Source organism: Paracidovorax sp. (assembly GCF_057642795.1).
This window is the reverse complement of record NZ_JBXYZY010000003.1, coordinates 1-24,524: the sequence shown is the minus strand read 5'-3', so window position 1 is coordinate 24,524 and position 24,524 is coordinate 1. Positions and strand designations below refer to the sequence as shown.

Below are 24,524 nucleotides of genomic sequence, written 5' to 3'. Positions count from 1 at the left end.
TCGCGAATGCAATTACTGACTGACTGGTTAGTAATCTAGGCGAGCCGTCCCGCCGTTGTCAAGGTGAGAATCACGGGCGTGAAGCCCTCCACCCCCTCTCCTGCAGCAGCCCCCCAGGCAGCCCCGCTGGCACCGCCGGTCACCCATTACGAGAACTTCCCGGTGGCCTCGCTGCTCTGCCCGCCGCGGCTGCGCCCGCCCATCGCCGCCATCTATGCCTTTGCCCGCGCCGCGGACGACCTGGCCGACGAGGGCGACGCCAGCGCCGGCGAGCGCCTGGCCGACCTGCAGGCCTACCGGGCCGAGCTGCACGCGGTGGCTGCAGGCGCGCCCCCGGCGCCGCGCTGGGCGGCGATCTTCGCGCCGCTGCAGGCCGTGCTGCAAAGCCACGCCCTGCCCGTACCGCTGTTGGACGACCTGCTCGACGCCTTCCTCCAGGACATCGCCAAGACCCGCGACGGCGGCACCTACGCCGACCGCGCCGAACTGCTGGATTACTGCCGCCGCTCGGCCAACCCCGTGGGCCGGCTGCTGCTGCACCTCTACGGCGAGGCGCGCCCGGCCGCCCTGGCCGAAAGCGATGCCATCTGCAGCGCGCTGCAGCTCATCAACTTCTGGCAGGACCTGAGCGTGGACCTGCCGCGCGGCCGCCACTATCTGACCGATGCCGACTGCGCCGCCCACGGCGTGGACCGGGCGCAGCTGGCGGCCGGCCGCCGCAGCGCGGCCACCGACGCACTGGTGATGGACTGCGCCGCCTGGGCCCGCGCGACCATGCTCGCGGGCGCGCCCCTGGTGCATCGACTGCCGGGGCGCATCGGCTGGGAGCTGCGCCTGGTCGTGCAGGGCGGGCTGCGCATCCTGGACAAGGTGCAGGCCCTTGACGGCGGCAGCCTGCTCACGCGCCCCGTGCTGCGCGCCGCCGACGGCCCGCGCCTGCTCTGGCGCGCCTTCAGGATGTAGCCCTGCATCGAGCAGCCAGCGCTCAGGCCGCCTGCCGCCAGGGCTCGGGCTGCGGGCGCTGCTGGGCCTGCGCCAGGATGCGCGCCAGCACGGCCGGCACCTCGAACGCTGCCTGGTTGCGCTGCCGCGCCACCGCGGCCTGAAAGCGCGGCAGCTCGGCCTGCAGCGCCTGCACGGCCTCGGCCACCCGGGCAAAGCTGGGCAGCACCAGGCCCAGGCCGTTGTCCCGCACCCAGTCGGTCACGTAGCGTTCCTGCGGCATGGTCCAGCTGTTGCGGGTGACGATGGGCGGCAGGCCCATCTGCACGGCTTCGCTCAGGCTGCCGCTGCCGGGCTTGCCGATGAAGAAGTCGGCCAGCCGCATGTAGTGCGGCATGTCGCGGGTGAAGTCCAGCACCAGCCGGGGCGCGCGGGCCGGCAGCGCGCGCAGTGCGCGGGCCAGCGCGGCATTGCGGCCGCAGGCCAGGATGAGCGGCGTATCGGGCAGTTGCCGGGCGATGGGCAGCATGGCCCGCGAGCCCTCGCCGCCGAACAGCACCAGGCCCACGGGCCGCTGCGGGCCGAAGCCGAGCTGGGCGCGCCCGGCGGCCCGGTCCAGCGCGGGCAGATCGTGGAAGGCCGGGCTCAGCACCATGCCGGAGGTGGCGTGGATGCGCGCCTCGTCGCAGCCCAGGGCGCGGGCCTGCTCCACGGCGCGGGGCGAGCCGCAGACCAAGTGCTGGCCCGCCACCTCGGGTTCGATCCAGAAGTGCGGCGGGCAGTCGGCCAGGTCGGTCAGCACGGTGACGAAGGGCACGCCCGGCAGCGTAGCCGCCACCGAATCGCCCAGCGAGCGATTGAAGTTGGGCACCAGCGAGACGACCATGTCGGGCGCCGTGGCTTGCCAGTGCGCCGCCAGCCGCCGCACCAGCGCCTTGCGGCTCCAGCGGATCATGCCCTGCAGCAGGCGCAGCTCCTGGCCCAGGCCCAGCGTCCAGCCCCGCGCCAGGCGGCGGTTGTAGATGTCTTCGGGCTCCATGCCCGTCCACTGGCGAAAGCGCGCCGTGGGGTCCAGCACCTCGAAGAGATGGGTCAGGCGCACCGCCCACGGCAGGCCGGCGCGGGCGATGGCCGCCTCCAGCGCCAGGGCGGAGGCCCGGTGGCCGCTGCCGGCGTTGAAATAGATCAGCTCCACCACCGGCCGGCGGGTGGCGGGCAGCGCCGCTGCGGCGGCCCGCTCAAACATGCTGTGCGGTCTTGGCCGCGGCGGCTGCCTTGCGGGCGGCCTTGTGGCGCGACGCCGGCAGGAATTCGCTCCACTGCAGGATCTGCAGCGTGCCGTCGGCCTGCTCGGCCAGGGCCGTCAGGCTTTCCACCCAGTCGCCGTCGTTGGCGTAGAGCGTGCCGCCGATGTCGCGCAGCTCCGCATGGTGGATGTGGCCGCAGACTACGCCCTGCAGGCCGCGCTTCTTGGCCTCGCGGGCCACGGCGTTCTCGAAGTCGTCCACGTAGCTCACCGCGCGCTTGACGCGGCGCTTGAGGTATTGCGAAAGCGACCAGTACGGCAGCCCCATGCGGGCGCGCAGCGTGTTGAGGTGGCGGTTGAGCCGCAGCGTGAATTCGTAGAGCGAATCACCCACGTGGGCCAGCCACTTGGCGCACTGGATCACGCCGTCGAACAGATCGCCGTGGATCACCCAGAGCTTGCGGCCGTCGGCCGTTTCATGCACCCAGTCCTCGGCCACGGTGACGCCGCCGAAGTTCAGATGCAGGTAGCGCCGCGCGAATTCGTCGTGGTTGCCGGGAATGAAGATCACCCGCGTGCCCTTGCGCGCCTTGCGCAGCAGCTTCTGCACCACGTCGTTGTGGGCCTGCGGCCAGTACCAGTTGCGGCGCAGCTGCCAGCCATCGACGATGTCGCCCACCAGATAGAGCGTCTCGCATTCAGTGTGGCGGAGAAAGTCGAGCAAGGCCTCGGCCTGGCAGCCGGGCGTGCCCAGGTGCAGGTCGGAGATCCAGAGCGTGCGGTAGCGCTGCACCGGCCGCCCGGGCACCGGTCCCGCGCCCGTTTCGTCGTCCACAGGAGTGCCGGCGGTGCGCCAGGCGTTCAGGAAAGCGTCGTCGCGTTGCATGAACCGGAATGCTCTGCCTGCGCCGTGGCAGCGGCGTGACAGGCGCATGTCGGGCGCGTGACGACGCGGCCGCGCCACGGCCGCCAGGCCCCGGCCCCATGGGACAATCCGGCCCCTATGACACCGGAACAGTACGTCCAGCAAAAAGCCGCCGGCTCCGGCAGCAGCTTCTATTACGCCTTCCTGTTCCTGCCGGCAGCGCGCCGCGCCGCCATCACCGCCTTCTATGCCTTCTGCCGCGAGGTGGACGATGTGGTCGATGAAGTCTCGGACGCAGGCGTGGCCCGCACCAAGCTCGCCTGGTGGCAGGCCGAAGTCGCCAAGTCCTTCGCGGGCCAGGCCACGCACCCGGTGATGCAGGCGCTGATGCCGCACACCGCCGCCTACGGCATCGAGGAGCGGCACCTGCAGGCCGTGATCGAAGGCTGCCAGATGGATCTGGAGCAGACCCGCTACCTCGACTTCGCGGGCCTCTCGCGCTACTGCCACCTGGTGGCCGGCGTGGTGGGCGAGGTGGCCGCGCGCATCTTCGGCCAGGCCGAAGCCGCCACCACCGAATACGCCCACCGCCTGGGCCTGGCCTTCCAGCTCACCAACATCATCCGCGACGTGGGCGAGGACGCCATGATGGGCCGCATCTACCTGCCCGTCTCGGAGCTGCAGCAGTTCGATGTGAAGGCGCACGAGATCCTCAAGCGCCAGTATTCGGACCGATTCACCGCGCTGATGCGTTTCCAGGCCGAGCGCGCCCACCGCCTCTACGACGAGGCCCTGGCCCTGCTGCCCGACGCCGACCGGCGTGCGCAAAAGCCCGGCCTGATGATGGCCAGCATCTACCGCACGCTGCTGCGCGAGATCGAGGCCGAGAACTTCCAGGTGCTGCACCAGCGCATCGCGCTCACGCCGCTGCGCAAATTCTGGCTGGCCTGGAAGATGCAGGCGCTGGGGCGCATGTAGCCATGCGCGTCGCCGTCGTCGGCGCCGGCTGGGCGGGCCTGGCGGCCGCGCTGGGCGCGGCCCGGGCCGGGCACGGCGTGACCGTCTTCGAGGCCGCCCGCACCCTGGGCGGCCGGGCCCGCGCCCTGGCGGCCGAAGGCGATGGCGGCCAGCCCCTCACCCTCGACAACGGCCAGCACATCCTGATCGGCGCCTACGCCGAATGCCTGGCGCTGATGCGCTCGGTGGGCGTGGCCGAATCGCCTGCGCTGCTGCGCCTGCCGCTGGCGCTGCGCTATGCCGACGGCTCCGGCCTGCAGCTGCCCGACTGGGCACCGCCCTGGGATGCGCTCTGGGGCATCGCCCGCGCGCGCGGCTGGGCCTGGCGAGAGCGCGCGGCGCTGCTGCGCACGGCGGCGGCCTGGCGGCTGGGCGGCTTCGCCTGCGCGCCCTCGGCCAGCGTCGCGCAGCTGTGCGCCCATCTGCCGCGGCGGCTGCAGGAAGAATTCATCGACCCGCTCTGCGTTTCCGCGCTGAACACGCCGGCCCACCAATCCAGCGGCCAGGTGTTTCTGCGCGTGCTGCGCGACAGCCTGTTCAGCGGGCGCGGCGGCTCGCACCTGCTGCTGCCGCGCGCCGACCTGGGCGCCCTCTTCCCGGAACCCGCCGCGCAGTGGCTGCGCGCACACGGCCACGCGGTACGCAGCGGCGAGCGGGTGGCTGCGCTGCATCCCGCGCAGGGCGGCGGCTGGCAGGTCGAGACCCGCCAGGGCAGCGAGGTCTTCGACGCGATGGTGCTGGCCACGCCCGCGCCGGAGGCCGCCCGGCTGGTGCGCGGTGCAGCCCCCGCCGGCGATGCCGCCGCCCTGCATGCCTGGGCCGACGGCGCCGACGCGCTGCGCCACACGGCGATCGCCACGGTCTATGCGCAGCAGGCCGGCGCCCCGGGCCCGCTGCTGCCCGCGCCCATGCTGGCGCTGCGCGCCAGGGCCGACCGGCCCGCGCAGTTCGTGTTCGACCGCGCCCGATTGGGTGGGCCGGCCGGGCTGCTGGCCTTCGTGGTGAGCGCCTTCGAGGGCGAACGCGAGGCGCTGGAGCGCCAGGTGCTGCAGCAGGCCGCCGAAGAACTCGACCTGCCGGGCCTGCGCGTGCTGCGCACCGTGGTGGAAAAGCGCGCCACCTTCGCCTGCACGCCCGGCCTGCAGCGCCCCGCGCAGGCCATCGCCCCGCGCCTGCTGGCCTGCGGCGACTATGTGCAAGGGCCTTATCCGGCGACGCTGGAAGGGGCGGTACTCAGCGGCTCGGCGGCGGCCCGGCAGCTGCAGACTTCAGATCAAATCACCCCGCAGCCCTTGTGGATCAACGGCATTGAGCTATCAAATAGATAGCATCAAGCCACACCGGCATAGAGCGGGCGTGGCGCCCGGGGCAGCACGTCGGCCAGCTTGATGACCTCCAGCCCCGCATTGCCCCAGAAGCGCTCCAGGCTCTCGGCCCGCTCGATCAGCAGGCGTTGCACCAGCGGCTCCAGCGGGGTGCTTTCCGGATCGGCCACCAGCACGTAGCGCGGCTCGGCGCTTTCGGGCGCGCCGGCGGCGGCCTCGTTCACCTGCACGGTCCAGTCCAGCGCCGTGAGCACCTGCAGCACAGGTTCGAGCTGCAGCACGTCCACCCGCAGCGCCTGCGCCAGCCGCGCAGCCGGCCAGCCCCGCTCGGGCGCTGCCCGCGCCGCATGCAGCAGCTGCAGCACCTCCACCGCCAGCTGGAAGGTCCAGCCCTGGCCGCTGGCGCTGCGCGCCACCCCCGCCAGCAGGCTGGGCAGGTAGGCCGCCACCACGGCGCCCAGCAGGACGATGACCCAGGCCACATACACCCACAGCAGCAGGATGGGCAGCGTGGCAAAAGTGCCGTAGAGCACGGAATAAGTCGGCACCGAGGCGATGTACAGACCCAGCACCTTCTTGGCCAGCTCGATGCCGAAGGAGACGAAGACCCCGCCCGCCCAGGCATGCCGCCAGCTCACCTGCGTGTTGGGCACGTAGCGGTACAGCGCTGCGGTGCCGGCCGCCAGCACGAAGAACTCGATGGAGTCGAACAGCAAGCGCGCGCCGCCGGGCAGCGTTTCGCCGATGCCGCGCGAGGCGGCCGACGCCACAGAAGTGGTCAGTGCCAGGCTGCTGGCCAGCACCAGCGGCCCGAGCGTGATGACCGCCCAGTAGATCAGCACCCGCTGGCCCAGCGGGCGCAGCCGGGGCACGCGCCAGATGTTGTTGAGGGTGCGGTCGATGGTCAGGATGAGCGCCAGCGCGGTGACCAGCAGAATGGAGAAGCCCGCCACGCCCAGCCCGCTGGCCTTGGCCGCGAACTGCGTGAGGTAGCCCAGCACGGGCCGGGAGATGCTGTCGGGCACCAGGCTTTCGACCAGCCAGCGCTGCAGCGTGAACTGCATCTTCCCGAAGATGGGTAAGGCAGTAAACAGCGCCAGCGCCACCGTGAAGAACGGCACCAGCGCCAGCAGCGTGGTGAAGGTAAGGCTGCTGGCCGTGAGGCCCAGCCGGTCTTCGCGGAAACGCTCGCGCAGCGTGTGCGCCGTCGTCCGCCACGGAAAGTGGGACAGCTGCGCCAGCCACGCCTCGAAGCGCAGCACGGCGGCCTGCAGGGAAATGCTCATGGCCGATATGATCCTTGATTCCACCCGCCGCGCCGCCGGCACCCGGCTCTGCAGCCGCATTCGCCGGCGCATCGCCCGCCTTCCCACAACGCCCACCGCACACGCGCATGCCCTCTTCTCCGCATCTCCCCACCCAGGACGTCGCCGCCACCCGCTGGCTTGCGGTGGGCAGCCTGCTGGGCCTCATCGTGCTCAGCCTGGCCTGGGAGCTGTGGCTCGCGCCCCTGCGCCCGGGCGGCTCGTGGCTGGCGCTCAAGGCGCTGCCGCTGGCCTTTCCGCTGGCGGGGCTGCTCAAACGGCGCATGTACACCTACCGCTGGGTCAGCCTGGTGGTGTGGCTCTATTTCACCGAAGGCGTGGTGCGCGCCTGGAGCGACGCCGGCACCGGGCGCTGGCTGGCGCTGGCCGAGGTGGCGCTGTGCCTGCTGCTCTTCACCGCCTGCGCGCTGCACGTGCGGCTGCGCCAGCGCCATGCGCGTGCGGCCGGCACGGCGGCGGCGGCCGGCGCGCCCTGATTGCTGAATCTGCAGAACAAAAAATAACGACGACGACGAACGGCCCGGCCCCACGCCCGCCCCTCACCGCATCCACCTACCGTTTTTTCGCGAGAGACCGAGAACGCCATGTCCCATCCGCTGATCGACACCCTGCGCCAGACCGTCGGCGCCGCCCATGTGCTGACCGAAGGCGACCTCACCGCCTGGGAGCAGGACTGGCGCCGCCGCGCGCGCGGCAAGGCGCTGGCCGTGGTGCGCCCGGCCAGCACGCAGGAAGTGGCCGCCGTGGTGCGCGCCTGCGCCGCAGCGGGCGCGGCCATCGTGCCGCAGGGCGGCAACACGGGCCTGTCGGTGGGTTCGATCCCCGACGCCTCCGGCACCCAGGTGCTGCTGAGCCTCGCGCGGATGAACGCCGTGCGCGCCGTGGATGCCGACAACCTCACGCTGACCGTGGAGGCCGGCGCCATCCTGCAGAACGTGCAGGACACGGCGGAAAAGTCCGGCCTGCTCTTTCCCCTGAGCCTGGCTGCCGAAGGCAGCTGCACCATCGGCGGCAACCTGGCCACCAATGCCGGCGGCACGCAGGTGCTGCGCTACGGCAATGCGCGCGAACTCTGCCTAGGGCTGGAAGTGGTCACGCCCCAGGGCGAGATCTGGGACGGCCTCAAGGGCCTGCGCAAGGACAACACCGGCTACGACCTGCGCGACCTCTTCATTGGGAGCGAAGGCACGCTGGGCATCATCACCGCGGCGACGATGAAGCTCTTTCCCCAGCCTGCCGCCAGCCTCACCGCCTGGGCCGCCGTGCCGTCGATGGAGCACGCCGTGCAGCTGCTGGCGCTGGCGCACAAGCACCTGGGCGCGGGCCTGACCGGCTTCGAGGTGATGGGCCGGTTCGCCCTGAGCCTGGTCGCGCGCCACATGCCGCAGCTGCGCGTGCCCTTCATCGACCAGGCCGACGTGCCCTACGCCGTGCTGCTGGAAAACAGCGACAGCGAATCCGAGGACCACGCCCGCGCGCGCTTCGAAGCACTCTTGGAAACCGCCTTCGACGCCGGCTGCGTGAGCGACGCCGTGGTGGCCGAGAACCTGGCGCAGGCGCACCAGCTCTGGCACATCCGCGAGAGCATTCCGCTGGCCCAGGCCGAGGAAGGGCTGAACATCAAGCACGATATTTCCGTGCCGATCTCGCGCATCCCGGCCTTCGTGGACTATGCCGATGCGCTGCTGCAGCGCGAGATTGCGGGCGTGCGGCTGGTCAACTTCGGCCACCTGGGCGACGGCAACCTGCACTACAACGTGCAGGCCCCGGCCGAGGGCGACCCCAAGGCCTTCCTGCGCGACGAGGAAGCCCGCGTGAACGATCTGGTCTATGAGGCGGTGGCGAAGTTCGGCGGATCGTTCTCGGCCGAGCACGGCGTGGGCGCGCTCAAGGTGGACAAGCTGCAGCAGTACCAGTCGCCCGTGGCCCTCACGATGATGCGCGCCATCAAGGGCGCCCTCGATCCGCAGGGCCTAATGAACCCGCAGTGCCTGCTGCCGGTGACGGCCCCGCAGCCTCAGCCGCAGGGTTGAACAACCGGCCCGGGCAGGGCCTCAGCCCCCGCGGGCGTTCTGCATGAACTGCCGCACCTCGGCCGGCAGCGGCACGGCCGGGCCGGCGTCCTGCACGTCCCATTCCTCGTCGCCCGTCTGCAGCCAGGCGCGCATGGCGTCGCGCTTGGGGTCCAGCACCATGGCGGCAGACTCCTCGCCGCCCTGGTTCGGGCGGTGGCCCATGATGTAGAAGAGCGAGCCCTCTTTGCGCAACGGGCCGCTGACGCCCATGTTCTTCACGAACACCGGGTAGTTGACGGGACCGAGCAGCCCCTGGAGGCGATCTGCGATGGGGCCGGTGCGCAGGAAGTCCACCCCATCCGACGGAAGAGTGCCCACCAGCGCCGGCACGCCGGCCCAGGGGTCGGCGGCCGGTGCGGCTGTGGCCCGAGGTGTCTGCGCAGCCTGTGCGGCAGGCGCGGCGGGCGCGGCAGGCGTGAGAGGAACGTTGCTGGCGCAACCCGCCAGCACGGCGGCGAGAGAAGCCAAAACAAGGGGCGACTTGGCGAAAGACATCGTGGCAAGGCCGGCCCGGCCGGTCGTGGAATGGATGATCGCCCGAGCTTAGCGCCTTCGCCACCCAGGCCCTTGCACGGCCATCGGCAGGCCTGCAGGCTCGCGGCCTAAAATCGCGGCCTTTCCAACGTTGCGAACGCGCTGCCCAAGCGCCCTCCGCCCATGACCGACACCTCCCGCCCCGTACGCTGCCAGTACGAAGATTTCATGCGCCACGTCTATACCCAAGGCGTGTCCAAAGGGGACCGCACCGGCACCGGCACCCGCAGCGTGTTCGGCTACCAGATGCGCTTCGATCTGAACGAGGGCTTTCCGCTGGTCACGACCAAGAAGGTCCACCTGCGATCCATCATCACCGAGCTGCTGTGGTTCCTCACCGGCTCCAGCAGCAACCTGTGGCTCAAGGAGCGCGGCGTCACCATCTGGGACGAATGGGCGCGCGAAGACGGCGACCTGGGCCCGGTCTACGGCGTGCAATGGCGCAGCTGGCCCACGCCGGACGGCGGCCACATCGACCAGATCAGCCAGGTGGTGCAGACGCTCAAGACCAACCCTGACTCGCGCCGCATCATCGTGAGCGCCTGGAATGTGGCTGACCTGGACAAGATGGCGCTCATGCCCTGCCACGCTTTCTTCCAGTTCTATGTGGCGCCGCCGCAGGCCGCAGGCGAGCGCGGCAAGCTCAGCTGCCAGCTCTACCAGCGCAGTGCGGACATGTTCCTGGGCGTGCCCTTCAACATCGCCAGCTACGCGCTGCTGACGCACATGGTGGCGCAGCAATGCAACCTGGACGTGGGCGACTTCATCTGGACGGGCGGCGACTGCCACATCTACAGCAACCACTTCGAGCAGGTGGAACTGCAGCTGTCGCGCGCGCCGCACCCCTATCCCACGCTGCACATCCTGCGCCGTCCGGAGAGCCTGTTCGACTACCAGTTCGAAGACTTCGAGGTGCGCGGCTACGAGCACCATCCGGCCATCAAGGCGCCGGTCGCGGTCTGAAGCGCCCGGGCGGTGCCCGGGCCTCTTCCTCTTCCTCCACTTTCCAGCGATCCCACCCCATGTCCTCCCACGGCTTCCACGTCCATGGGCCGCACGACCACGCGGTCGAGCATGCGGCCCAGCACGCCCACTCCACCGACGCCGACAACGGCTCGATGACCAACCGCATCGCCATGGCGACGGCCATCATCGCCACGGTGGGCGCCATCTTTTCCTACATGGGCGGCGCCACGCAGGCCAATGCCGGCCTGATCAAGAACGACGCCGCCATCAAGAAGACCGAGGCCGCCAACCAGTGGGCCTACTACCAGTCCAAGAGCACCAAGCAGTCCGTGACCGAGCTGGCCCGCGATCTGGCCGCGGACCACCGCAAGCCCGAGCTGCAGGCCAAGCTGGACCGCTACGAGCAGGAAAAGAACGACATCAAAAAGAAGGCCGAGGCCCTGGAAGCCCAGTCGCAGGCGCTGGACGAGCAGAGCGAAGCGCAGATGCACCAGCACCACCGCTGGGCGCAGGCCACCACGGTGCTGCAGGTCGCCATCGCGCTGGCGGCCATCGCGCTGCTCACGCGCCGCAAGTGGCTGCAGTGGGGCATGTACGGCGTCGCGGGCCTGGGCATGGCCCTGGGCGTGGTCGCGGCCATGCACTTGTGATGCCCGTCCAACGAACCCAGCAACCCCCACCATCATGACCTTGCGACTCATCTACGCACGCGCTGCCAACGGCGGCATCGGCCTGAACAACGCCATGCCCTGGCACCTGCCGGAAGACCTGGCGCATTTCAAGCAGCTCACGATGGGCGGCACGGTGATCATGGGGCGCAAGACCTGGGATTCGCTGCCCGCACGCTTCCGCCCGCTGCCCGGCCGCACCAACATCGTGGTCACGCGCCAGGAAGCGTGGCAGGCCGAGGGTGCGCTGCGCGCCTCCAGCCTGGAACACGCGCTGGAACAGGCCCGGTCGCACGGCGATGCCGTCTGGGCCGTGGGCGGTGCGCAGATCTATGCCCAGTCCCTGCCGCTCGCCGACGGCGTGGAGGTGACCGAAATCCATCAGGACTTCGCCGCCGACGCCTTCGCCCCCGAGCTCGGCCCCGAGTGGCGCGAAACCGCCCGCACGCCCGTGCAGCAGTCCGCTGCCGGCGGCCTGCCGTTCTCCTTCGTCAGCTACCGGCGCGGCTGACCGCACCGCCACGCCCTCCTCCCTAACCTGAATCGTCCCGCCATGAAGCTTGCCACCTGGAACGTCAATTCCCTCTCCGTCCGCCTGCCCCAGGTGCTGGCCTGGCTGGCCGAGAACCCGGTCGATGCCATCGGCCTGCAGGAACTGAAATTGGTGGACGAAAAATTCCCCGTGCAGGCGCTGCAGGAGGCCGGCTACCACGCCGCTGCCTTCGGCCAGAAGACCTACAACGGTGTGGCTATCCTGAGCCGCTCGCCGCTGCGCGACGTGGTGCGCAACATTCCCGGCCATGAAGACGTGCAGGCCCGCGTCATCGCCGCCACGCTGGACACGGCCGATGGACCGCTGCGCCTCATCAACTGCTATTTCGTCAACGGCCAGGCGCCAGGCTCGGACAAGTTCGCCTACAAGCTGCAGTGGCTGGACGCCCTGCACCGCTGGGTGCAAAGCGAGCTGCAGGCCCACCCGCGCCTGGTGCTGGTGGGAGACTTCAATGTGGCGCCCGAAGACCGCGACTCGTTCGACCCCGTGGGGCTGAAGGACACCATCCACCACACGGTGGAAGAGCGCGCGCACTTCCAGTCGCTGCTGCAGTTGGGCATGACGGACACCTTCCGGATGTTCGAGCAGCCTGAAAAGAGCTTCTCGTGGTGGGACTACCGCATGCTCGGCTTCCAGAAGAACCGGGGCCTTCGCATCGACCACATCTTGGTGAGCGACGAGCTCAAAGCCCAGGTGCGCGCCTGCCATATCGACCGCGCGCCGCGCAAGAACCCGCAGCCCAGCGATCACGCGCCGGTCGTGGTGGAACTGGGCTGAGCCCAGCACGACTCACCAGCCCCGGCAACGCGATCACCCACCATGAAAAAGCCGCGTGGCCCCCTAAGGGCCCGCGGCTTTTTGCATGGGGCGCCGGCGCCGGGACTTTCCGGCGCTCAGCGAGTGAACGGCTTCAGTGGCAATCAGCGATCGACCGCCCGTGCGCGGTCACGCAGCGCACGCACCTCGTCGTGGTTGCGCTGGGCGCCCTGGGCCTGGCGTTCGACGATGGAGCGCACATGGGCCGGCAGGGGCGACTGCAGCGCCTTGCGGTAGCGGGCCACGGCGGCATCCTCGCCGCGCTCGCACTCTTCCAGCACGGCCTTGTCGTCATTGGAGGAAAGCGCCGCCTTCACCGACACCCAGCCGCGATGCAGCGCGCCAGACATGGTGCCGCCCGACGAGGGCTCTCCGCCGTGGTTGCGCACCTCGCGCTCCAGCTCGGCCGCAGCGGCAGCGCATTCGCTGGCATGGCGCAGGAACAGCGTCTTCAGCTCCGGCGATTCGGCACGCTCAGCCGACGCACGAAAGCCGTATTCACCATCGCGGCAGGATTCGAGCAGATCGTCCAGCACATCCACCACATCGGCGTTGTCCACCACCGCGCCGCCTGCTGCGTGGCGCTCGACGCTGCCACGCTCCACACGGTCCCAGGCCGCCCGTGTGGCGGGGCGGGCGGTCTCCCATTCCAGCGGGCTGCTGGCGCGGGCCTGGCCCCAGTCGCGCGCCAGATGCGGCTCCACGGCGTCGAAGTCCTGGCCCTGGTAGCGGTCGCGGGCGGACCAGCCCAGTTCATAGGCGGGACGGTATTCGTCATAGGTGCGGCCGCTCTCGTAGTAGGGCTCGCGGTCGTAAGTGCTGCGCCAGTAGGCGTCTTCCGCCGTCGGGTTGACGGATTCAGCGGCGGCCTTGCCAGCCAGGCCGCCGGCCACGGCACCGGCCACGCCGCCGATCGCCGCGCCGATCGGCCCGCCCAGCGAGCCGGCAGCAGCGCCCGCGACGGCGCCGCCGGTGGCGCCCAGGCCCGTTCCGACGGGATGGGCTCCGGGTTCGTTGGTCAGCGGATCGCGGTTTGCACTTTTGGTATCGGCCATGAAAAAGCTCCTGTGGGTTGAACGATGAAACGATTCTCAAAGTCCACCTACCGAAGCCCGGGTCGGCTCATGCGCGGCAAGGCTGTAGGACAGCCACGCGCACCCGGGTTGAAGAAAGGCCTGCGTATCGCAGGCCTTTTTTGCTACCAATTCAATAGCATATACCGCTGACTGTGCCTGCGCTGGAGGGCTGAATCACGCTTCGTCAGGAGCATCCAGGCCGAGTTCCTGGATCTTGCGGGTAATGGTGTTGCGGCCGATGCCCAGGCGCTGCGCAGCTTCCATGCGGCGGCCATGCGTGGCATGCAGTGCCGTGCGGATCAGCCGCGACTCGAAGCGGCGCGTGAGTGCATCCCACACCTCGGCCTGGCCACCCAGCAGCATGCGCTGCGCCTCGGCTTCCAGCGCCTGCTCCCAGCCGGCCTGAACGCCTGCTGCCGATGCGCCGAGCGTGGCCGGCATGCCATCAGCCACGGGATGCGATACCGGGGCCACGGGGGCAGATAAAGCGCCCGGCGCGACACCTTGCGCAAAGGCCGTGGCGGCAGGCACAGGCGCCGCAGCCGCGTAATCGGCGACGTGTGTCGCACTTGCCTGCAGGTGCTGGTCGGGCACAGCCAGCCCGGCCGGTGCCGCAACGCCGCCGCTCAGGGACTGGGCCTGAATCAGGGGAGCGTCCAGCACCTCGGGCGGCAGATCCTGCGCGGAGATGACCTGGGCCGGCGCCATCACGGTCAGCCAGTGGCAGATGTTTTCCAGCTGCCGCACGTTGCCAGGGAACGAGAACTGCTCCAGCCGCGCCAGGGCAGCATCCGCGATGCGCTTGGGCTCCACGCCCAGCTGCCGCGCACTCTGCTGCAGGAAGTGGCGCGTGAGCATGGGCACATCTTCATGCCGCTCGCGCAGCGCCGGCAGGCGCAGGCGGATGACGTTCAGGCGGTGGAACAAGTCTTCGCGGAAGACGCCGTCCTTCACGCGCTGTTCCAGATTCTGGTGGGTGGCGGCAATGACGCGCACATGCGACTTGACCGCCGCATGCCCCCCCACGCGGTAGAACTGGCCGTCGGACAGCACGCGCAGCAGCCGGGTCTGCAGATCGAACGGCATGTCGCCGATTTCATCGAGAAACAGCGTGCCGCCCTCGGCCTGCTCGAAGCGGCCACGGCGCTGCGTCTGCGCGCCCGTGAAGGCGCCGCGCTCATGACCAAAGAGTTCGGATTCGAGCAGATCCTTGGGAATGGCGGCGGTATTGATGGCAACAAAGGGGCCGCCCGAGACCGGCGAATGCTTGTGAAGCGCGCGTGCCACCAGTTCTTTGCCGGAGCCCGACTCCCCCGTGATGAGCACCGTCACCTGGCTCTGGCTGAGCCGGCCGATGGCGCGGAACACGTCCTGCATGGCGGGCGCCTGGCCCAACATTTCAGGAGTGGCGGTCTGGCGCTCTTCGATCACCTCCTCACGCTGGCTCTCTTCCACGGCGCGGCGGATCAGCTCCACGGCCTTGGGCAGATCGAAAGGCTTGGGCAGATACTCGAAGGCCCCGCGCTGGAAGGCGGACACGGCGCTGTCCAGGTCGGAATAGGCCGTCATGATGATGACCGGCAGGCCGGGCTGCTGCTGGCGCACCTGCTCAAGCAGTTGCAGGCCGGAACCGCCGGGCATGCGGATGTCGCTCACCAGGGCTTGCGGGCCCTGGCGGGCCGGATCGCCGGCGGCGATGTCGGCCAGTGCGTCCAGCACTTCTCGCGGGTGGGTGAAGCTGCGCGTGGGCAGGTTTTCACGAGCCAGCGCCTTCTCGAGGACGAAGCGGATCGAGGGGTCGTCATCTACTATCCAGATCGGCTTCATGTGTTGCATCTACCTTGTGCCCGTCAGGGTCGCTGTTTTCAAAAATCGTCTCGCGGAACCTCAGGGCAAGGGGATCAGGATGCGGAAGTCGGTTCGCCCCGGAACACTGTCACATTCGACGAGTCCGTGGTGCTGCTGCACGAAGGTTTGCGCCAGCGTCAGCCCGAGTCCCGATCCACCGTCCCGGCCCGTCACCAAGGGATAGAAGATCCGCTCCTTGATGGCCTCGGGCACGCCCGGTCCGTTGTCGATGACATGCAATTCCAGTGCCAGCCGGTACCGCTGACGCCCGAAGGTCACCTGGCGCGCGACGCGCGTGCGCAGCACGATCTCGGCATCGCCTCGCGCGATGCGCTCGGCCAGTGCCTGGGCCGCGTTCTGCACGATGTTCAGTAGCGCCTGGATGAGCTGGGCGCGATCGCCGCGGAATTCGGGGATCGACGTGTCGTAGTCGCGCTGCACACGCAGGCCGTGTGGGAACTCGACCAGCACCAGCGATCGCACGCGCTCGCACACCTCATGGATGTTGACGTCGCCCACCAGGTGCGGGTGGCGATGGGGAGCCAGCAGACGGTCCACCAGACTCTGCAGGCGATCGGCCTCGTGGATGATGACCTGGGTGTATTCGGTCAACTCGCGGCTTTGGAGCTCCATCTCCAGCAACTGCGCCGCGCCACGGATGCCACCCAGCGGGTTCTTGATCTCGTGCGCCAGGTTGCGGATCAGCTCCTTGTTGGCCAGCGCCTGCTCGCGCAGGCGCTCTTCGCGGTCCTGGCGCGCCTGGGCTTCGAGCGGCCAGAGTTCGAGCAGCACCTCGCCGGTATGTTCGGCAACGGACAGGCTGGTGTGGACCGGCAGCGGCTCCTGCGGCGGACGGCGCAGCCCGGCCTCGAAGCGCAGCGCGGCGAAGTCCTGCCCGCGAGCGCCCGCCAGCGCAGTCTGCAGCAGCGCGGGGTCGGTAAAGAACGTGCTGAAGTCGGCGCCCTCCAGCGTGCGGCGCGACAGACCCAGGCAGGTTTCCAGGGCGGCATTGGCGAACTGCACCGCGCCGTCGGGGCGCAGCACGGCCACCAAGGTGGAGAGCAGATCCAGCGCGGGGTAGCGCGCGATGTCGGTCTTGGGCAGACGATTCCCTTTCTGGCGATCGTGACGGGGCGGGAAGCACAGGCGCATTCAGCGATAGCGGGCCTGCGGCTCCCGCAGCGAATCAGTTGGCTGGCGACAGGCGGGCCAGTTCGCGCTTGATGCCAGCCACGTCGCTGTCGGCGCGAGCGAGGCTGGCCTTGAGCGAGGCAATCCGGTCCTGATAGGCCTGCGTGTTGCGCAGCTCCAGCGCCGTGCGTTCGGGCGCGCCGTTGTTGTATTCGCGTGCCAGTTCGGCCTGGCGGGCCTCGGCCTTGCGCAGTTCGGCCTCCAGGATGGCACGGGCATCTGCATCGCGGGCGCGCTGGTCCGATGTGCCGACGCGGGGCGTATTGGACGGCGAGGTGGTGGGTCCGGTGCTCGCGCTGCCCGACGAGGAACTACCCGCTGGCCGGCTGCTTTGCAGCACGGTCACGTTGCCGCCTTCGACGACCTTGCAGCCACGCTCCTTGGCCTGCGTGGCGTTGTTGGTGTATTCGTTGCCGCAGCGATAGATGCGGTCCTGCGACCAGGCTGCCGGCAGGCAGGCGCACAGGGTCAGCAATGCGGTGAGACTCTTCTTCATGGATTCCTCGGAAGGCATGCATCGGGGCACGCTAGGGGTATCGGGGAGTATCCCCCAATCGTCTTGCAGCGCCAATTCAGCCCCGCATTCAGGGGCGGTGAAGCCCCATCCCCCAGTGGACGGTGCACTTCTCAGGCACAAACGCCCCAGGCAAGTTCCGGACGGGCATGAAAAAAGGCGGCTCGCGCCGCCTTTTCGGACCACTGCCTTGTGCAGACAGGCGCTGCAGCCCCGAGGCCGCCGCGCCCGGCCCATCACAGGGAGTAGTACATGTCGTATTCGACAGGGTGAGGAGCCATGCGGAAGCGCGTGACTTCGCCCATCTTCAGCTCGATGTAGGCATCCAGCATGGAGTCGGTGAACACGCCACCCTTGGTCAGGAAGCTGCGGTCCTTGTCCAGGTATTCCAGCGCCTGGTCCAGGCTGTGGCACACGGTGGGCACCAGCTTGTCTTCTTCGGGCGGCAGGTGGTAGAGGTCCTTCGTGGCGGCTTCGCCCGGATGGATCTTGTTTTCCACGCCGTCCAGGCCAGCCATCATCAGGGCAGAGAAGGCCAGGTAGGGGTTGGCGGAAGGATCGGGGAAGCGCGCTTCGATACGGCGGCCTTTCGGGTTGGCGACGTAAGGAATACGGATCGAGGCGGAACGGTTGCGGGCCGAGTAGGCCAGCTTCACCGGAGCTTCAAAGCCGGGCACCAGGCGCTTGTAGCTGTTCGTGCCAGGGTTGGTGATGGCATTCAGGGCACGGGCGTGCTTGATGATGCCGCCGATGTAGTACAGGGCGAAGTCGGACAGGCCTGCATAGCCGTCGCCGGCGAACAGGTTCTTGCCGTCCTTCCAGATGGACTGGTGCACGTGCATGCCGGAGCCGTTGTCGCCCGCGTAGGGCTTGGGCATGAAGGTTGCCGTCTTGCCGTAGGCGTTGGCCACGTTCCACACCACGTACTTCAGGACCTGGGTCCAGTCGGCGCGCTCGACCAGCGTGCTGAACTTGGTGCCGATTTCGTTCTGGCCTGCGCCCGCCACTTCGTGGTGGAACACTTCGACCGGGATGCCCAGGGATTCGAGGATCAGGGACATCTCAGCGCGCATGTCTTGCGTGCTGTCGACCGGGGGCACGGGGAAGTAGCCGCCCTTGACGGTGGGACGGTGGCCGCGGTTGCCGCCTTCGAGCTTGGCGCCCGAGTTCCAAGGAGCTTCGTACTCTTCGATCTCGAACATGACCTTGCCGGGCTCGTTGCTCCAGCGCACGCCGTCGAAGATGAAGAATTCGGGTTCCGGACCGAAGTAGGCCGTGTCGCCCAGGCCGGAAGCCTTCAAGTAGGCTTCTGCGCGCTTGGCGATGGAGCGGGGATCGCGGTCATAGGCCTTGCCGTCGCCCGGCTCGATCACGTCGCACTGGAGGAACAGCGTGGTTTCTTCGAAGAAGGGGTCGATGTTGGCCGTGTTCGGGTCGGGCATGAGCTGCATGTCCGACGCTTCAATGCCCTTCCAGCCTGCCACCGACGAGCCGTCGAAGGCGTGGCCCGACGAGAACTTGTCTTCGTCGAAGTGGGACACCGGCACGGTCACGTGCTGTTCCTTGCCACGGGTATCGGTGAAGCGGAAGTCAACGAACTTGACTTCGTTCTCCTTCACCATCTTCATCACGTCTGCAACGGTCTTGGCCATCAGGATCTCCAGGATTAAGCGCTTGTTAAAAACGTCGAAAGAAAAGCAGGTTGCATGCCAACGGCAGGCCTCCATGCACTAAGGCAGAGCACGGCGAGCGTTCTCACCGCACCTGCAGAAACACCCCAAAACAGTGCACCACACGCCACAACGCTGACCGTCAGGTATTGCGCACCACCTCGGGGCCCATGCTTGCACCAATATCGTGCAACGCCCTTTGCAAAGCGATCCACGCCGTCGGAACGAGCACAGTGGGCCCTTTCACCCCGAGCTCGATGTGGCGGCCATGCTCGGGATGGTCCACGCTCGGCAGACTGAAAACGCGCACCGGTGCATGGTCCCGCTCGATGCGCTCCATGAGCGGCGTCAGCGTGGCTTCCATTGAACCGTACACCACCACGGAGTGTTCTGTCTGCGGCTGCCGGTTGAAACAGTGCGCATAGTGGGTGTCGAGCACCCACTCGATCATCGGCCAGGCCATGACGGGAAAGCCCGGCACGAAATGCACATGGGAGCCCCCTTTGCCTGCGCAGGAAAAGCCCGGGATCTTGTTGTACGGATTGGGGATGATGGCAGAGCCTTCGGGAAATACCCCCATATTCAGCCGGTGGACGTTGTCCGCACGGTCGGGTTCGTAGGGCACCCCCTGTTCGCGGGCCGCGTCCTGCATACGCTCCTCGATCAGCGCCTTGGCCTGCGGATGCAGTGCCAACGGGAGGCCAAGGGCCCGGCCTGCGCATTGCCGCGTGTGATCGTCCGGAGTGGCGCCGATGCCGCCGCAGGAGAACACCACGTCGGCCGAGGCAAAGGCGCGCTGGAGCGTGGCGGTGATGCGGTCGGGATCGTCGCCCACATAGTCGGCATAGGCAAGGCCCAGACCGCGCGCGGCCAGCAGTTCGATGACCTTGGGCATGTGCTTGTCCGCACGCTTGCCCGAGAGAATTTCATCGCCCACGATGATGAGGCCGAAGGAAGGGATCATGGCTGAGTCGCAAAAGGTGTGTTGGAAGGGCTGGGCGGCGCTGGCAACGCAGCCGAGGGAGTGGCCGAAGACGCGGCGTCGGCCACGGGCGCGGCAGCCGGCGGCTCACCCCGCTCGCGCCGCAGACGCTCCAGCGCGGACAGGGCGTAATGCGTGAACCATAGCGAGGAAAACGCGAACACCAAGGTGTAGATCCAAACGGCGACAGGCACCAGCACGAAGAAAGCCGCGGCAAACACCACACCTGACGCCCAGACGATCCCTGGTGCAGCGCCCAGATAGCCGCACACGACGCCCATGGTCAGCAAGGACACGTGGTGCCGCTTCAGCAGCAGCACACGCTCTTCCTTGCTGGCATGGTCAGCAAGTGCATCGAAGCTCATCACACGGTAGGTCAGCCATCCCCAGATGAGCGGGGGGAGCACCAGCACCAGTGGGGGAACCAGCCAAAGCGGCATGGATACCACCATGGCCAGCAGGGCGGCCGCCGTGGAGCCCAGCGACCAGACCAGACTGCTCACCAAAGAACTTCCGCGCTTGCGCACCAGCGTCGGAAAGCGTCGTGCTGCAACAAGGCGCACCAGAGCGGGCGTCATCATCAGTGCCACAGCCAGCACCGCGACCAGCACGATGACCGGGGTGGCAGCCACGATCACCAGCAGGGGTGCCAACACGGAAGGCGCATCGGCGATGCCGAACTGCCGCAGCCATCCCCAGAGCAAGCCGAGCCAGCCAGAGGTCTGCAGCGACTCCTGCACGGCTGCCACCGAAGACGACCACCACAAGGCGCCCGCGCCCCAGGCCAGCAGAGCGATCAGCAGCAGGGGCAGCAGCGACAGCGCGATGACTCGCGGACGCAGACAGTAGGCCGCGGCCCGCCAGAATGAATCGATCAACAGTCCCATGGCCCCAAGCATAGCGCCAGCGCATGTCCGCGCTCAGGCGCGCCCCCGCAAACGCTGGAGCCCACGCCACTGCTGCATCCAGAAGCCGCGGCCGTAGTCGCGCACCCGGCCGTCAGGGCCAGGCTCCACCTGATCGCGCACGCCAGTGGCCTCATAGCGCAATTCGAAGTTGGCGGTGCGGAACAGCATGTCCCACCATGGCAGCAACACGCCGAAGTTGTGGCCGCCCAGCACAGGCTTGTGGACGCTTGGGGCGGGCTGCGATTCATGGCCGATGCCGATGGCGTGGTGCAGCCGGTGGAAGCGGGGACTCACCCAGAGCCGTTCGCCGAAGCGGCCGAACCACATACGGATGTTTGCGTGCTGAAAATTCTCGCTCAACTGGGTAATCGCAACGATGACCACAAACTGCCCTGGGGCCACACCGATGAGCTGCGCGACATTGACCACGATGAAGGAGTGCAGCAGATCGTCGAGCAGGTGGTTACGGTTGTCGGTCCACATGGTCATCTGGCGCTGCGAATGGTGCAGCGAATGCAGCTTCCACCACCATTCAAAGTGATGCTGGCCACGGTGGATCCAGTACTCGAGCGCATCGAACACCACCAGATAGATCAGCAGGCTGACGACGGGCAAATCGGTCACGCCGGGCCAGAGATTGTCCAGGTGCCAAGTGCTGACGCCATGCATGCGCAGCGTGCCCCACAACGCGTCCCAGAGCGGCGTAAAGGCAAAGAACAGCCCCAGGCGGAAGAGCCCCAGCCGGTGGATGAGCGTATAGATCACGTCAACACGGATGGCCGCGCGATCCGTCACGGGCTCCACGGGTCGCCAGCGCTGCAACGGCGCGATCAGCGCCAGCATGACCACCAGCTGCAACAGGCCGACCAGCAACCACCCCGTGGCGTCGTAGCCGTCCTCCAGCAAGTTGGCCATACCGAAAGAGAACATCAACGGCTGAACGACGGCCTCGAAGAGCCATTGCTGCGCCAGATCGAACCAGTTGACCAGGGTATCCATCTCAGAAATCCTCAGCGACAGCGACCGTTCTACGTCGCCCGTTCACGGTCTGTGCTGCGCGATCCAATCGCGATAATCCGGGTGATCGCGCAGTGTCCTGAAGCAAAAGCCTCGCTCTTTCAAGCCCACGATCAACGGCTCGAGGTTGGCTGGCGCCCACGGGTCCTTGCGCGACCAGATGCCGAGATGCGCCAACAGGACATCGCCAGAGCGAATGGAACCCAGCGCCTTCTGTAGCAGCGCCTTGTTGCTGTACTTTTCGCTGGGCAGCTCGTCACCCAGGAAGCCGGCCGGCGACCAGCCCACATGCGCGTATCCGCAGGATTTCGCCGCAGCCAGCAGCTGTGGCGAAGTCTTGCCACCTGGCGCGCGGAACAGCGGCAGCGGCGTCTTGCCTGTCATGAGCTTGAGCCGATCCGCTGCGCGGGAAATCTCCTGGCAGTACTGGGCAGCCGTCATAACGGACTCCTGCCCAGCATGCGATCCCGCGGAAGGCCGGATGCGGAAGGCCGGTGCGCTGGGCGTGCCGGCATCGCCCCGCCAGTAGGCGTGATCCATGGTGTGCGAGGCAAACTCATGTCCCTCGGCGGCGCGGGCCTTCCACCACGGTGCCCAGTCATCAGAAAGGCTGCCCTCGCCTACCTGGGTCGGCTCGTTGGCCGCAAAGAAGGTCACCTTGACCTGCTGGCGCTTGAGCACGTCGGCCACCAGCTGGGCGATGCCCATGTGGCCGGTGTCAAGGGTCAGATACACGGGCTTCGTGCAATCACTTTGAGCGTTTGCGCCCGTCGCTCCGGCACATGCAGCTATCATAAAAATAGCAAACTGCTTGCGCGTGATCATCGCGGCTGAAGGCATGTAAGGCGCTCCAGAAAAAGGGATGTGCTCGAATGGATGAATACGACCCGCATTAACGGCCGGCGTGTTGCAGGGTCCAGACGCCGTGCGGCGACTTGCCTACGCTCACCTTCTGAACCACCTTGCGTTCCTTGGTATCGATCACCAACAACTTCCGGGCCCAACGGGCGCTGACATAGATCCAACGGCCATCGGGGGACACATCCATGCAGTCCGGGCCGCCAGGCGCCGGATACACATCCACCACTTTCTTGTCGACCATGTCGATCTTGCTGATCGTATTGGCCACCCGATTGCTGACGAAGATGTGCCGGCCATCTCCCGCGGCACGGAAAGCGTGAGCCCCCGCGCCCGTCTTGATCCGCTGCACGCTGCGTGGTTCCGAGCCCGAGATGTCGAACACCTCGACACTGTCGCTCCCCGTCAGGCCGACGAACAAGAAACGGCCATCGGCGCTGCCATAGATATCGGCAGGCATCGGGCCGGTTTTGGTGCGCCACATGATCTTGCGCGTCGCCACATCGATGGCCACCAGCTCGTCGCTGTCCTGCATCGACGAATACACCGTTCGGCTCTGGCTGTCGATCCAGAGGTGGCTCGGCGTCTTGCCCGTGGACACGCGCTCCACCAGGGCGAGGTCCTTGCCGTCCCACCGATAAAAATCGACATGGTTCAACCGATTGGCCGCTGTCACCAGCCACTTCATGTCCTGGGAGAAGCGCAGGTGGTAAGGGTCCACGATGCCCCGTACCACGCGCTGGACTTGCGCCGTCTTGGGATCGACGAACGTCAGCGAGTCACCGAGCGCGTTGGCAATGACCAGAGACTTCTCGTCCGGCGTCAGGTACATGTGATGCGGCTCTTTTCCCGTAGAGATGCGGGTCGTTTCCGTCCACGTCCCGGGATCGATGACGCTGATGTCGGCATCCAGGGAATTGAGCACAAAGACCGGGGGCAAGGGATTGTTTGCATGCGCATTCCCAGCCAATGCACACAGCGCCACCAGCACAGCGCCAAAGCGCCCCAACAACGAGAATTTCACTTAATCCAACTTTCGGAAAGGATCAGGCCAGCCCACCGGGGCACCATGCCGCCGGAACAACAGGCGATTAGACGCCAAAAAAAGCTCTCTATGGCGTCATCAGAGGTCCGCTACGTGCGCCAAAGTTCCTTTGGGTCACGTAAAGACACATTCACCTCAGCAGTGCCAGATCTTCTGCGGCCAGCCAGCGCCACGCCCCGGGGGCAAGATCGACAGGCAATTCCAACTGCCCGATGCGCGAACGGTGAAGTCCTTCCACCCTGTTACCCACGGCAGCCAGCATTCGCTTGACCTGGTGATACTTGCCCTCTGTTAGGGTGAGCGCCAACGCGGCGTCGCCGGTTTGAACACAGGCCGCAGCGCGCACAGGCTTCGGATCATCATCCAGTATCACGCCGTCCAGCAGCCGTTGCACCTGTGCGGTATCGACCGGGTGCTTGGTAGACACCTCGTACACCTTGGGCACATGCTTTTTCGGCGAACTCATCTTGTGGATGAACTGTCCGTCATCACTCAGCAGCAGCAGCCCAGTGGTGTCTTGGTCCAAGCGCCCTACGGCCTGGACTCCGACGACCGCAGTCTTGCTAGGTCGCTGACGTAGTGGCGAGGGCAGCAGCGTGTAGATGCTCGGATACGTGGAAGGCTTCTGCGAACACTCGGTACCAGCAGGCTTGTGAAGCATCACGTAGGCCTTCACGTGATAGGGCCACTCCACGCCCTGGACCTTGAGTACGGCGCCTCGCTCAACTACCTCTGCCGTGGCATCGGTCTCCCGCCGGAAGTCGCCTTCCAAGGCCTCCCTGACTTCCACCCAACCTTGCTGAATCAGTCCGGCACATACTCTCCGCGTACCGAAACCTTGCGAGTAAAGAATATCCTGAAGTTGCATGGCTGAGCTTTATTGATTCGGGAGTTTCGCCAATCGGACGAGCATCCGAAAATTCATCCGGATATAAGCACCTCAGATCTGAGGTCGGAAATTACACCAAGATCCCTGGTTTGATGTCCCTCCGCTTTCCCATCTCCAAAAGCAAAGCGCCCCGAGTACTTTCGTACGCGGGGCGATTTGGGCTGTAAGAGCCTGACGATGACCTACTTTCACAC

The 24,524-nt window shown here is 67.4% G+C and carries 24 protein-coding genes; 9 read left to right on the top strand and 15 right to left on the bottom strand.

All coding sequences use genetic code 11. The features are described from left to right. The first annotated feature begins 78 nt into the window (after positions 1–78). Complete coding sequence (gene hpnC / locus AC3A84_RS03920; RefSeq protein ID WP_487968441.1) at positions 79–963, top strand: squalene synthase HpnC; 885 nt, start codon at positions 79–81, stop codon at positions 961–963. A 22-nt stretch (positions 964–985) separates the two neighbouring features. On the opposite strand, the gene AC3A84_RS03915 is transcribed toward hpnC, so the two are convergent. Continuing rightward, on the bottom strand, positions 986–2,188 hold the full coding sequence (locus tag AC3A84_RS03915) for a glycosyltransferase family protein (protein WP_487968440.1): 1,203 nt from the start codon (positions 2,186–2,188) through the stop codon (positions 986–988). Then, positions 2,181–3,074 (bottom strand): UDP-2,3-diacylglucosamine diphosphatase, encoded by an 894-nt coding sequence (locus AC3A84_RS03910; protein ID WP_487968439.1) that lies wholly within the window; start codon positions 3,072–3,074, stop codon positions 2,181–2,183. Before AC3A84_RS03910 ends, AC3A84_RS03915 begins: the two co-directional genes overlap by 8 nt. Before the next feature lie 117 nt (positions 3,075–3,191). Here AC3A84_RS03910 and hpnD point away from each other — a divergent pair, with 117 nt between their 5' ends. After that, the gene (gene hpnD, locus AC3A84_RS03905) at positions 3,192–4,031 is read left to right on the top strand and encodes a presqualene diphosphate synthase HpnD (RefSeq protein ID WP_487968438.1); all 840 of its coding nucleotides are present in this window, start codon (positions 3,192–3,194) and stop codon (positions 4,029–4,031) included. A 2-nt stretch (positions 4,032–4,033) separates the two neighbouring features. After that, entirely contained in the window at positions 4,034–5,398 is a 1,365-nt protein-coding gene (hpnE, locus tag AC3A84_RS03900) for a hydroxysqualene dehydroxylase HpnE (RefSeq protein ID WP_487968437.1), read from the top strand. 2 nt (positions 5,399–5,400) lie between these two features. Here the strand turns inward: hpnE and AC3A84_RS03895 are convergent, their stop codons facing one another. After that, positions 5,401–6,681, bottom strand: coding sequence for a YihY family inner membrane protein (locus AC3A84_RS03895; protein ID WP_487968436.1), 1,281 nt, complete (start codon positions 6,679–6,681; stop codon positions 5,401–5,403). 107 nt (positions 6,682–6,788) lie between these two features. Between AC3A84_RS03895 and AC3A84_RS03890 the strand changes: the two genes are divergently transcribed. Together AC3A84_RS03890 and AC3A84_RS03885 are read left to right on the top strand one after the other, a co-directional pair. Then, positions 6,789–7,196 (top strand): DUF2069 domain-containing protein, encoded by a 408-nt coding sequence (locus AC3A84_RS03890; protein ID WP_487968435.1) that lies wholly within the window; start codon positions 6,789–6,791, stop codon positions 7,194–7,196. A 108-nt stretch (positions 7,197–7,304) separates the two neighbouring features. Then, positions 7,305–8,753, top strand: a complete 1,449-nt coding sequence (locus AC3A84_RS03885; RefSeq protein ID WP_487968434.1) for an FAD-binding oxidoreductase — start codon at positions 7,305–7,307, stop codon at positions 8,751–8,753. A 21-nt stretch (positions 8,754–8,774) separates the two neighbouring features. Here AC3A84_RS03885 and AC3A84_RS03880 read toward each other — a convergent pair whose 3' ends face one another. Then, complete coding sequence (locus tag AC3A84_RS03880) at positions 8,775–9,263, bottom strand: Ivy family c-type lysozyme inhibitor (RefSeq protein WP_487968433.1); 489 nt, start codon at positions 9,261–9,263, stop codon at positions 8,775–8,777. Between the two features lie 189 nt (positions 9,264–9,452). On the opposite strand from AC3A84_RS03880, the gene AC3A84_RS03875 reads away from it, so the two are divergent. From AC3A84_RS03875 to xth, 4 genes are read left to right on the top strand one after another with little or no spacing between them, the layout of a single operon-like run. After that, complete coding sequence (locus AC3A84_RS03875) at positions 9,453–10,292, top strand: thymidylate synthase (RefSeq protein WP_487968432.1); 840 nt, start codon at positions 9,453–9,455, stop codon at positions 10,290–10,292. Between the two features lie 59 nt (positions 10,293–10,351). Further along, a complete protein-coding gene (locus AC3A84_RS03870) occupies positions 10,352–10,945 on the top strand; it encodes a DUF4337 domain-containing protein (protein ID WP_487968431.1) in 594 nt (197 codons plus the stop codon). Positions 10,946–10,979: 34 nt separating this feature from the next. Beyond that, positions 10,980–11,474, top strand: a complete 495-nt coding sequence (locus tag AC3A84_RS03865) for a dihydrofolate reductase (RefSeq protein ID WP_487968430.1) — start codon at positions 10,980–10,982, stop codon at positions 11,472–11,474. Positions 11,475–11,516: 42 nt separating this feature from the next. After that, entirely contained in the window at positions 11,517–12,293 is a 777-nt protein-coding gene (gene xth, locus AC3A84_RS03860; protein WP_487968429.1) for an exodeoxyribonuclease III, read from the top strand. Positions 12,294–12,436: 143 nt separating this feature from the next. Here the strand turns inward: xth and AC3A84_RS03855 are convergent, their stop codons facing one another. The 11 genes from AC3A84_RS03855 to AC3A84_RS03805 all read right to left on the bottom strand — a co-directional run bounded on the left by AC3A84_RS03855 (position 12,437) and on the right by AC3A84_RS03805 (position 24,309). Beyond that, entirely contained in the window at positions 12,437–13,387 is a 951-nt protein-coding gene (locus AC3A84_RS03855; RefSeq protein ID WP_487968428.1) for a ferritin-like domain-containing protein, read from the bottom strand. A gap of 195 nt (positions 13,388–13,582) precedes the next feature. After that, complete coding sequence (ntrC, locus tag AC3A84_RS03850) at positions 13,583–15,235, bottom strand: nitrogen regulation protein NR(I) (protein WP_487968427.1); 1,653 nt, start codon at positions 15,233–15,235, stop codon at positions 13,583–13,585. A 60-nt stretch (positions 15,236–15,295) separates the two neighbouring features. Further along, on the bottom strand, positions 15,296–16,408 hold the full coding sequence (glnL, locus tag AC3A84_RS03845) for a nitrogen regulation protein NR(II) (RefSeq protein ID WP_487968426.1): 1,113 nt from the start codon (positions 16,406–16,408) through the stop codon (positions 15,296–15,298). Positions 16,409–16,442: 34 nt separating this feature from the next. Next, complete coding sequence (locus tag AC3A84_RS03840; protein WP_487968425.1) at positions 16,443–16,943, bottom strand: hypothetical protein; 501 nt, start codon at positions 16,941–16,943, stop codon at positions 16,443–16,445. Between the two features lie 254 nt (positions 16,944–17,197). Then, complete coding sequence (gene glnA, locus AC3A84_RS03835; protein ID WP_092939571.1) at positions 17,198–18,613, bottom strand: type I glutamate--ammonia ligase; 1,416 nt, start codon at positions 18,611–18,613, stop codon at positions 17,198–17,200. A gap of 160 nt (positions 18,614–18,773) precedes the next feature. Then, positions 18,774–19,595, bottom strand: coding sequence for a competence/damage-inducible protein A (locus AC3A84_RS03830; RefSeq protein ID WP_487968424.1), 822 nt, complete (start codon positions 19,593–19,595; stop codon positions 18,774–18,776). Then, positions 19,592–20,500: an EI24 domain-containing protein gene (locus tag AC3A84_RS03825; protein WP_487968423.1), complete on the bottom strand. Its 909-nt coding sequence runs from the start codon at positions 20,498–20,500 to the stop codon at positions 19,592–19,594. Before AC3A84_RS03825 ends, AC3A84_RS03830 begins: the two co-directional genes overlap by 4 nt. A 33-nt stretch (positions 20,501–20,533) precedes the next feature. Continuing rightward, positions 20,534–21,520 (bottom strand): sterol desaturase family protein, encoded by a 987-nt coding sequence (locus AC3A84_RS03820; RefSeq protein WP_487968422.1) that lies wholly within the window; start codon positions 21,518–21,520, stop codon positions 20,534–20,536. A gap of 42 nt (positions 21,521–21,562) precedes the next feature. Then, entirely contained in the window at positions 21,563–22,378 is an 816-nt protein-coding gene (locus tag AC3A84_RS03815; RefSeq protein ID WP_487968421.1) for a polysaccharide deacetylase family protein, read from the bottom strand. Positions 22,379–22,430: 52 nt separating this feature from the next. Beyond that, complete coding sequence (locus tag AC3A84_RS03810; RefSeq protein WP_487968505.1) at positions 22,431–23,387, bottom strand: YncE family protein; 957 nt, start codon at positions 23,385–23,387, stop codon at positions 22,431–22,433. 184 nt (positions 23,388–23,571) lie between these two features. Continuing rightward, positions 23,572–24,309, bottom strand: a complete 738-nt coding sequence (locus AC3A84_RS03805) for a 16S rRNA pseudouridine(516) synthase (protein ID WP_487968420.1) — start codon at positions 24,307–24,309, stop codon at positions 23,572–23,574. Positions 24,310–24,524: the final 215 nt, after the last annotated feature.

Excerpts from the sequence above, each read along its gene's own strand:
- AC3A84_RS03915 (WP_487968440.1), bottom strand. The coding sequence starts at position 2,188 with ATGTTTGAGCGGGCCGCCGCAGCGGCGCTGCCCGCCACCCGCCGGCCG.
- AC3A84_RS03910 (WP_487968439.1), bottom strand. The coding sequence starts at position 3,074 with ATGCAACGCGACGACGCTTTCCTGAACGCCTGGCGCACCGCCGGCACT.
- hpnD (WP_487968438.1), top strand. The coding sequence starts at position 3,192 with ATGACACCGGAACAGTACGTCCAGCAAAAAGCCGCCGGCTCCGGCAGC.
- hpnE (WP_487968437.1), top strand. The coding sequence starts at position 4,034 with ATGCGCGTCGCCGTCGTCGGCGCCGGCTGGGCGGGCCTGGCGGCCGCG.
- AC3A84_RS03895 (WP_487968436.1), bottom strand. The coding sequence starts at position 6,681 with ATGAGCATTTCCCTGCAGGCCGCCGTGCTGCGCTTCGAGGCGTGGCTG.
- AC3A84_RS03890 (WP_487968435.1), top strand. The coding sequence starts at position 6,789 with ATGCCCTCTTCTCCGCATCTCCCCACCCAGGACGTCGCCGCCACCCGC.
- AC3A84_RS03885 (WP_487968434.1), top strand. The coding sequence starts at position 7,305 with ATGTCCCATCCGCTGATCGACACCCTGCGCCAGACCGTCGGCGCCGCC.
- AC3A84_RS03875 (WP_487968432.1), top strand. The coding sequence starts at position 9,453 with ATGACCGACACCTCCCGCCCCGTACGCTGCCAGTACGAAGATTTCATG.
- AC3A84_RS03870 (WP_487968431.1), top strand. The coding sequence starts at position 10,352 with ATGTCCTCCCACGGCTTCCACGTCCATGGGCCGCACGACCACGCGGTC.
- AC3A84_RS03865 (WP_487968430.1), top strand. The coding sequence starts at position 10,980 with ATGACCTTGCGACTCATCTACGCACGCGCTGCCAACGGCGGCATCGGC.
- xth (WP_487968429.1), top strand. The coding sequence starts at position 11,517 with ATGAAGCTTGCCACCTGGAACGTCAATTCCCTCTCCGTCCGCCTGCCC.
- AC3A84_RS03855 (WP_487968428.1), bottom strand. The coding sequence starts at position 13,387 with ATGGCCGATACCAAAAGTGCAAACCGCGATCCGCTGACCAACGAACCC.
- ntrC (WP_487968427.1), bottom strand. The coding sequence starts at position 15,235 with ATGAAGCCGATCTGGATAGTAGATGACGACCCCTCGATCCGCTTCGTC.
- glnL (WP_487968426.1), bottom strand. The coding sequence starts at position 16,408 with ATGCGCCTGTGCTTCCCGCCCCGTCACGATCGCCAGAAAGGGAATCGT.
- AC3A84_RS03840 (WP_487968425.1), bottom strand. The coding sequence starts at position 16,943 with ATGAAGAAGAGTCTCACCGCATTGCTGACCCTGTGCGCCTGCCTGCCG.
- glnA (WP_092939571.1), bottom strand. The coding sequence starts at position 18,613 with ATGGCCAAGACCGTTGCAGACGTGATGAAGATGGTGAAGGAGAACGAA.
- AC3A84_RS03830 (WP_487968424.1), bottom strand. The coding sequence starts at position 19,595 with ATGATCCCTTCCTTCGGCCTCATCATCGTGGGCGATGAAATTCTCTCG.
- AC3A84_RS03825 (WP_487968423.1), bottom strand. The coding sequence starts at position 20,500 with ATGGGACTGTTGATCGATTCATTCTGGCGGGCCGCGGCCTACTGTCTG.
- AC3A84_RS03820 (WP_487968422.1), bottom strand. The coding sequence starts at position 21,520 with ATGGATACCCTGGTCAACTGGTTCGATCTGGCGCAGCAATGGCTCTTC.
- AC3A84_RS03815 (WP_487968421.1), bottom strand. The coding sequence starts at position 22,378 with ATGCCTTCAGCCGCGATGATCACGCGCAAGCAGTTTGCTATTTTTATG.
- AC3A84_RS03805 (WP_487968420.1), bottom strand. The coding sequence starts at position 24,309 with ATGCAACTTCAGGATATTCTTTACTCGCAAGGTTTCGGTACGCGGAGA.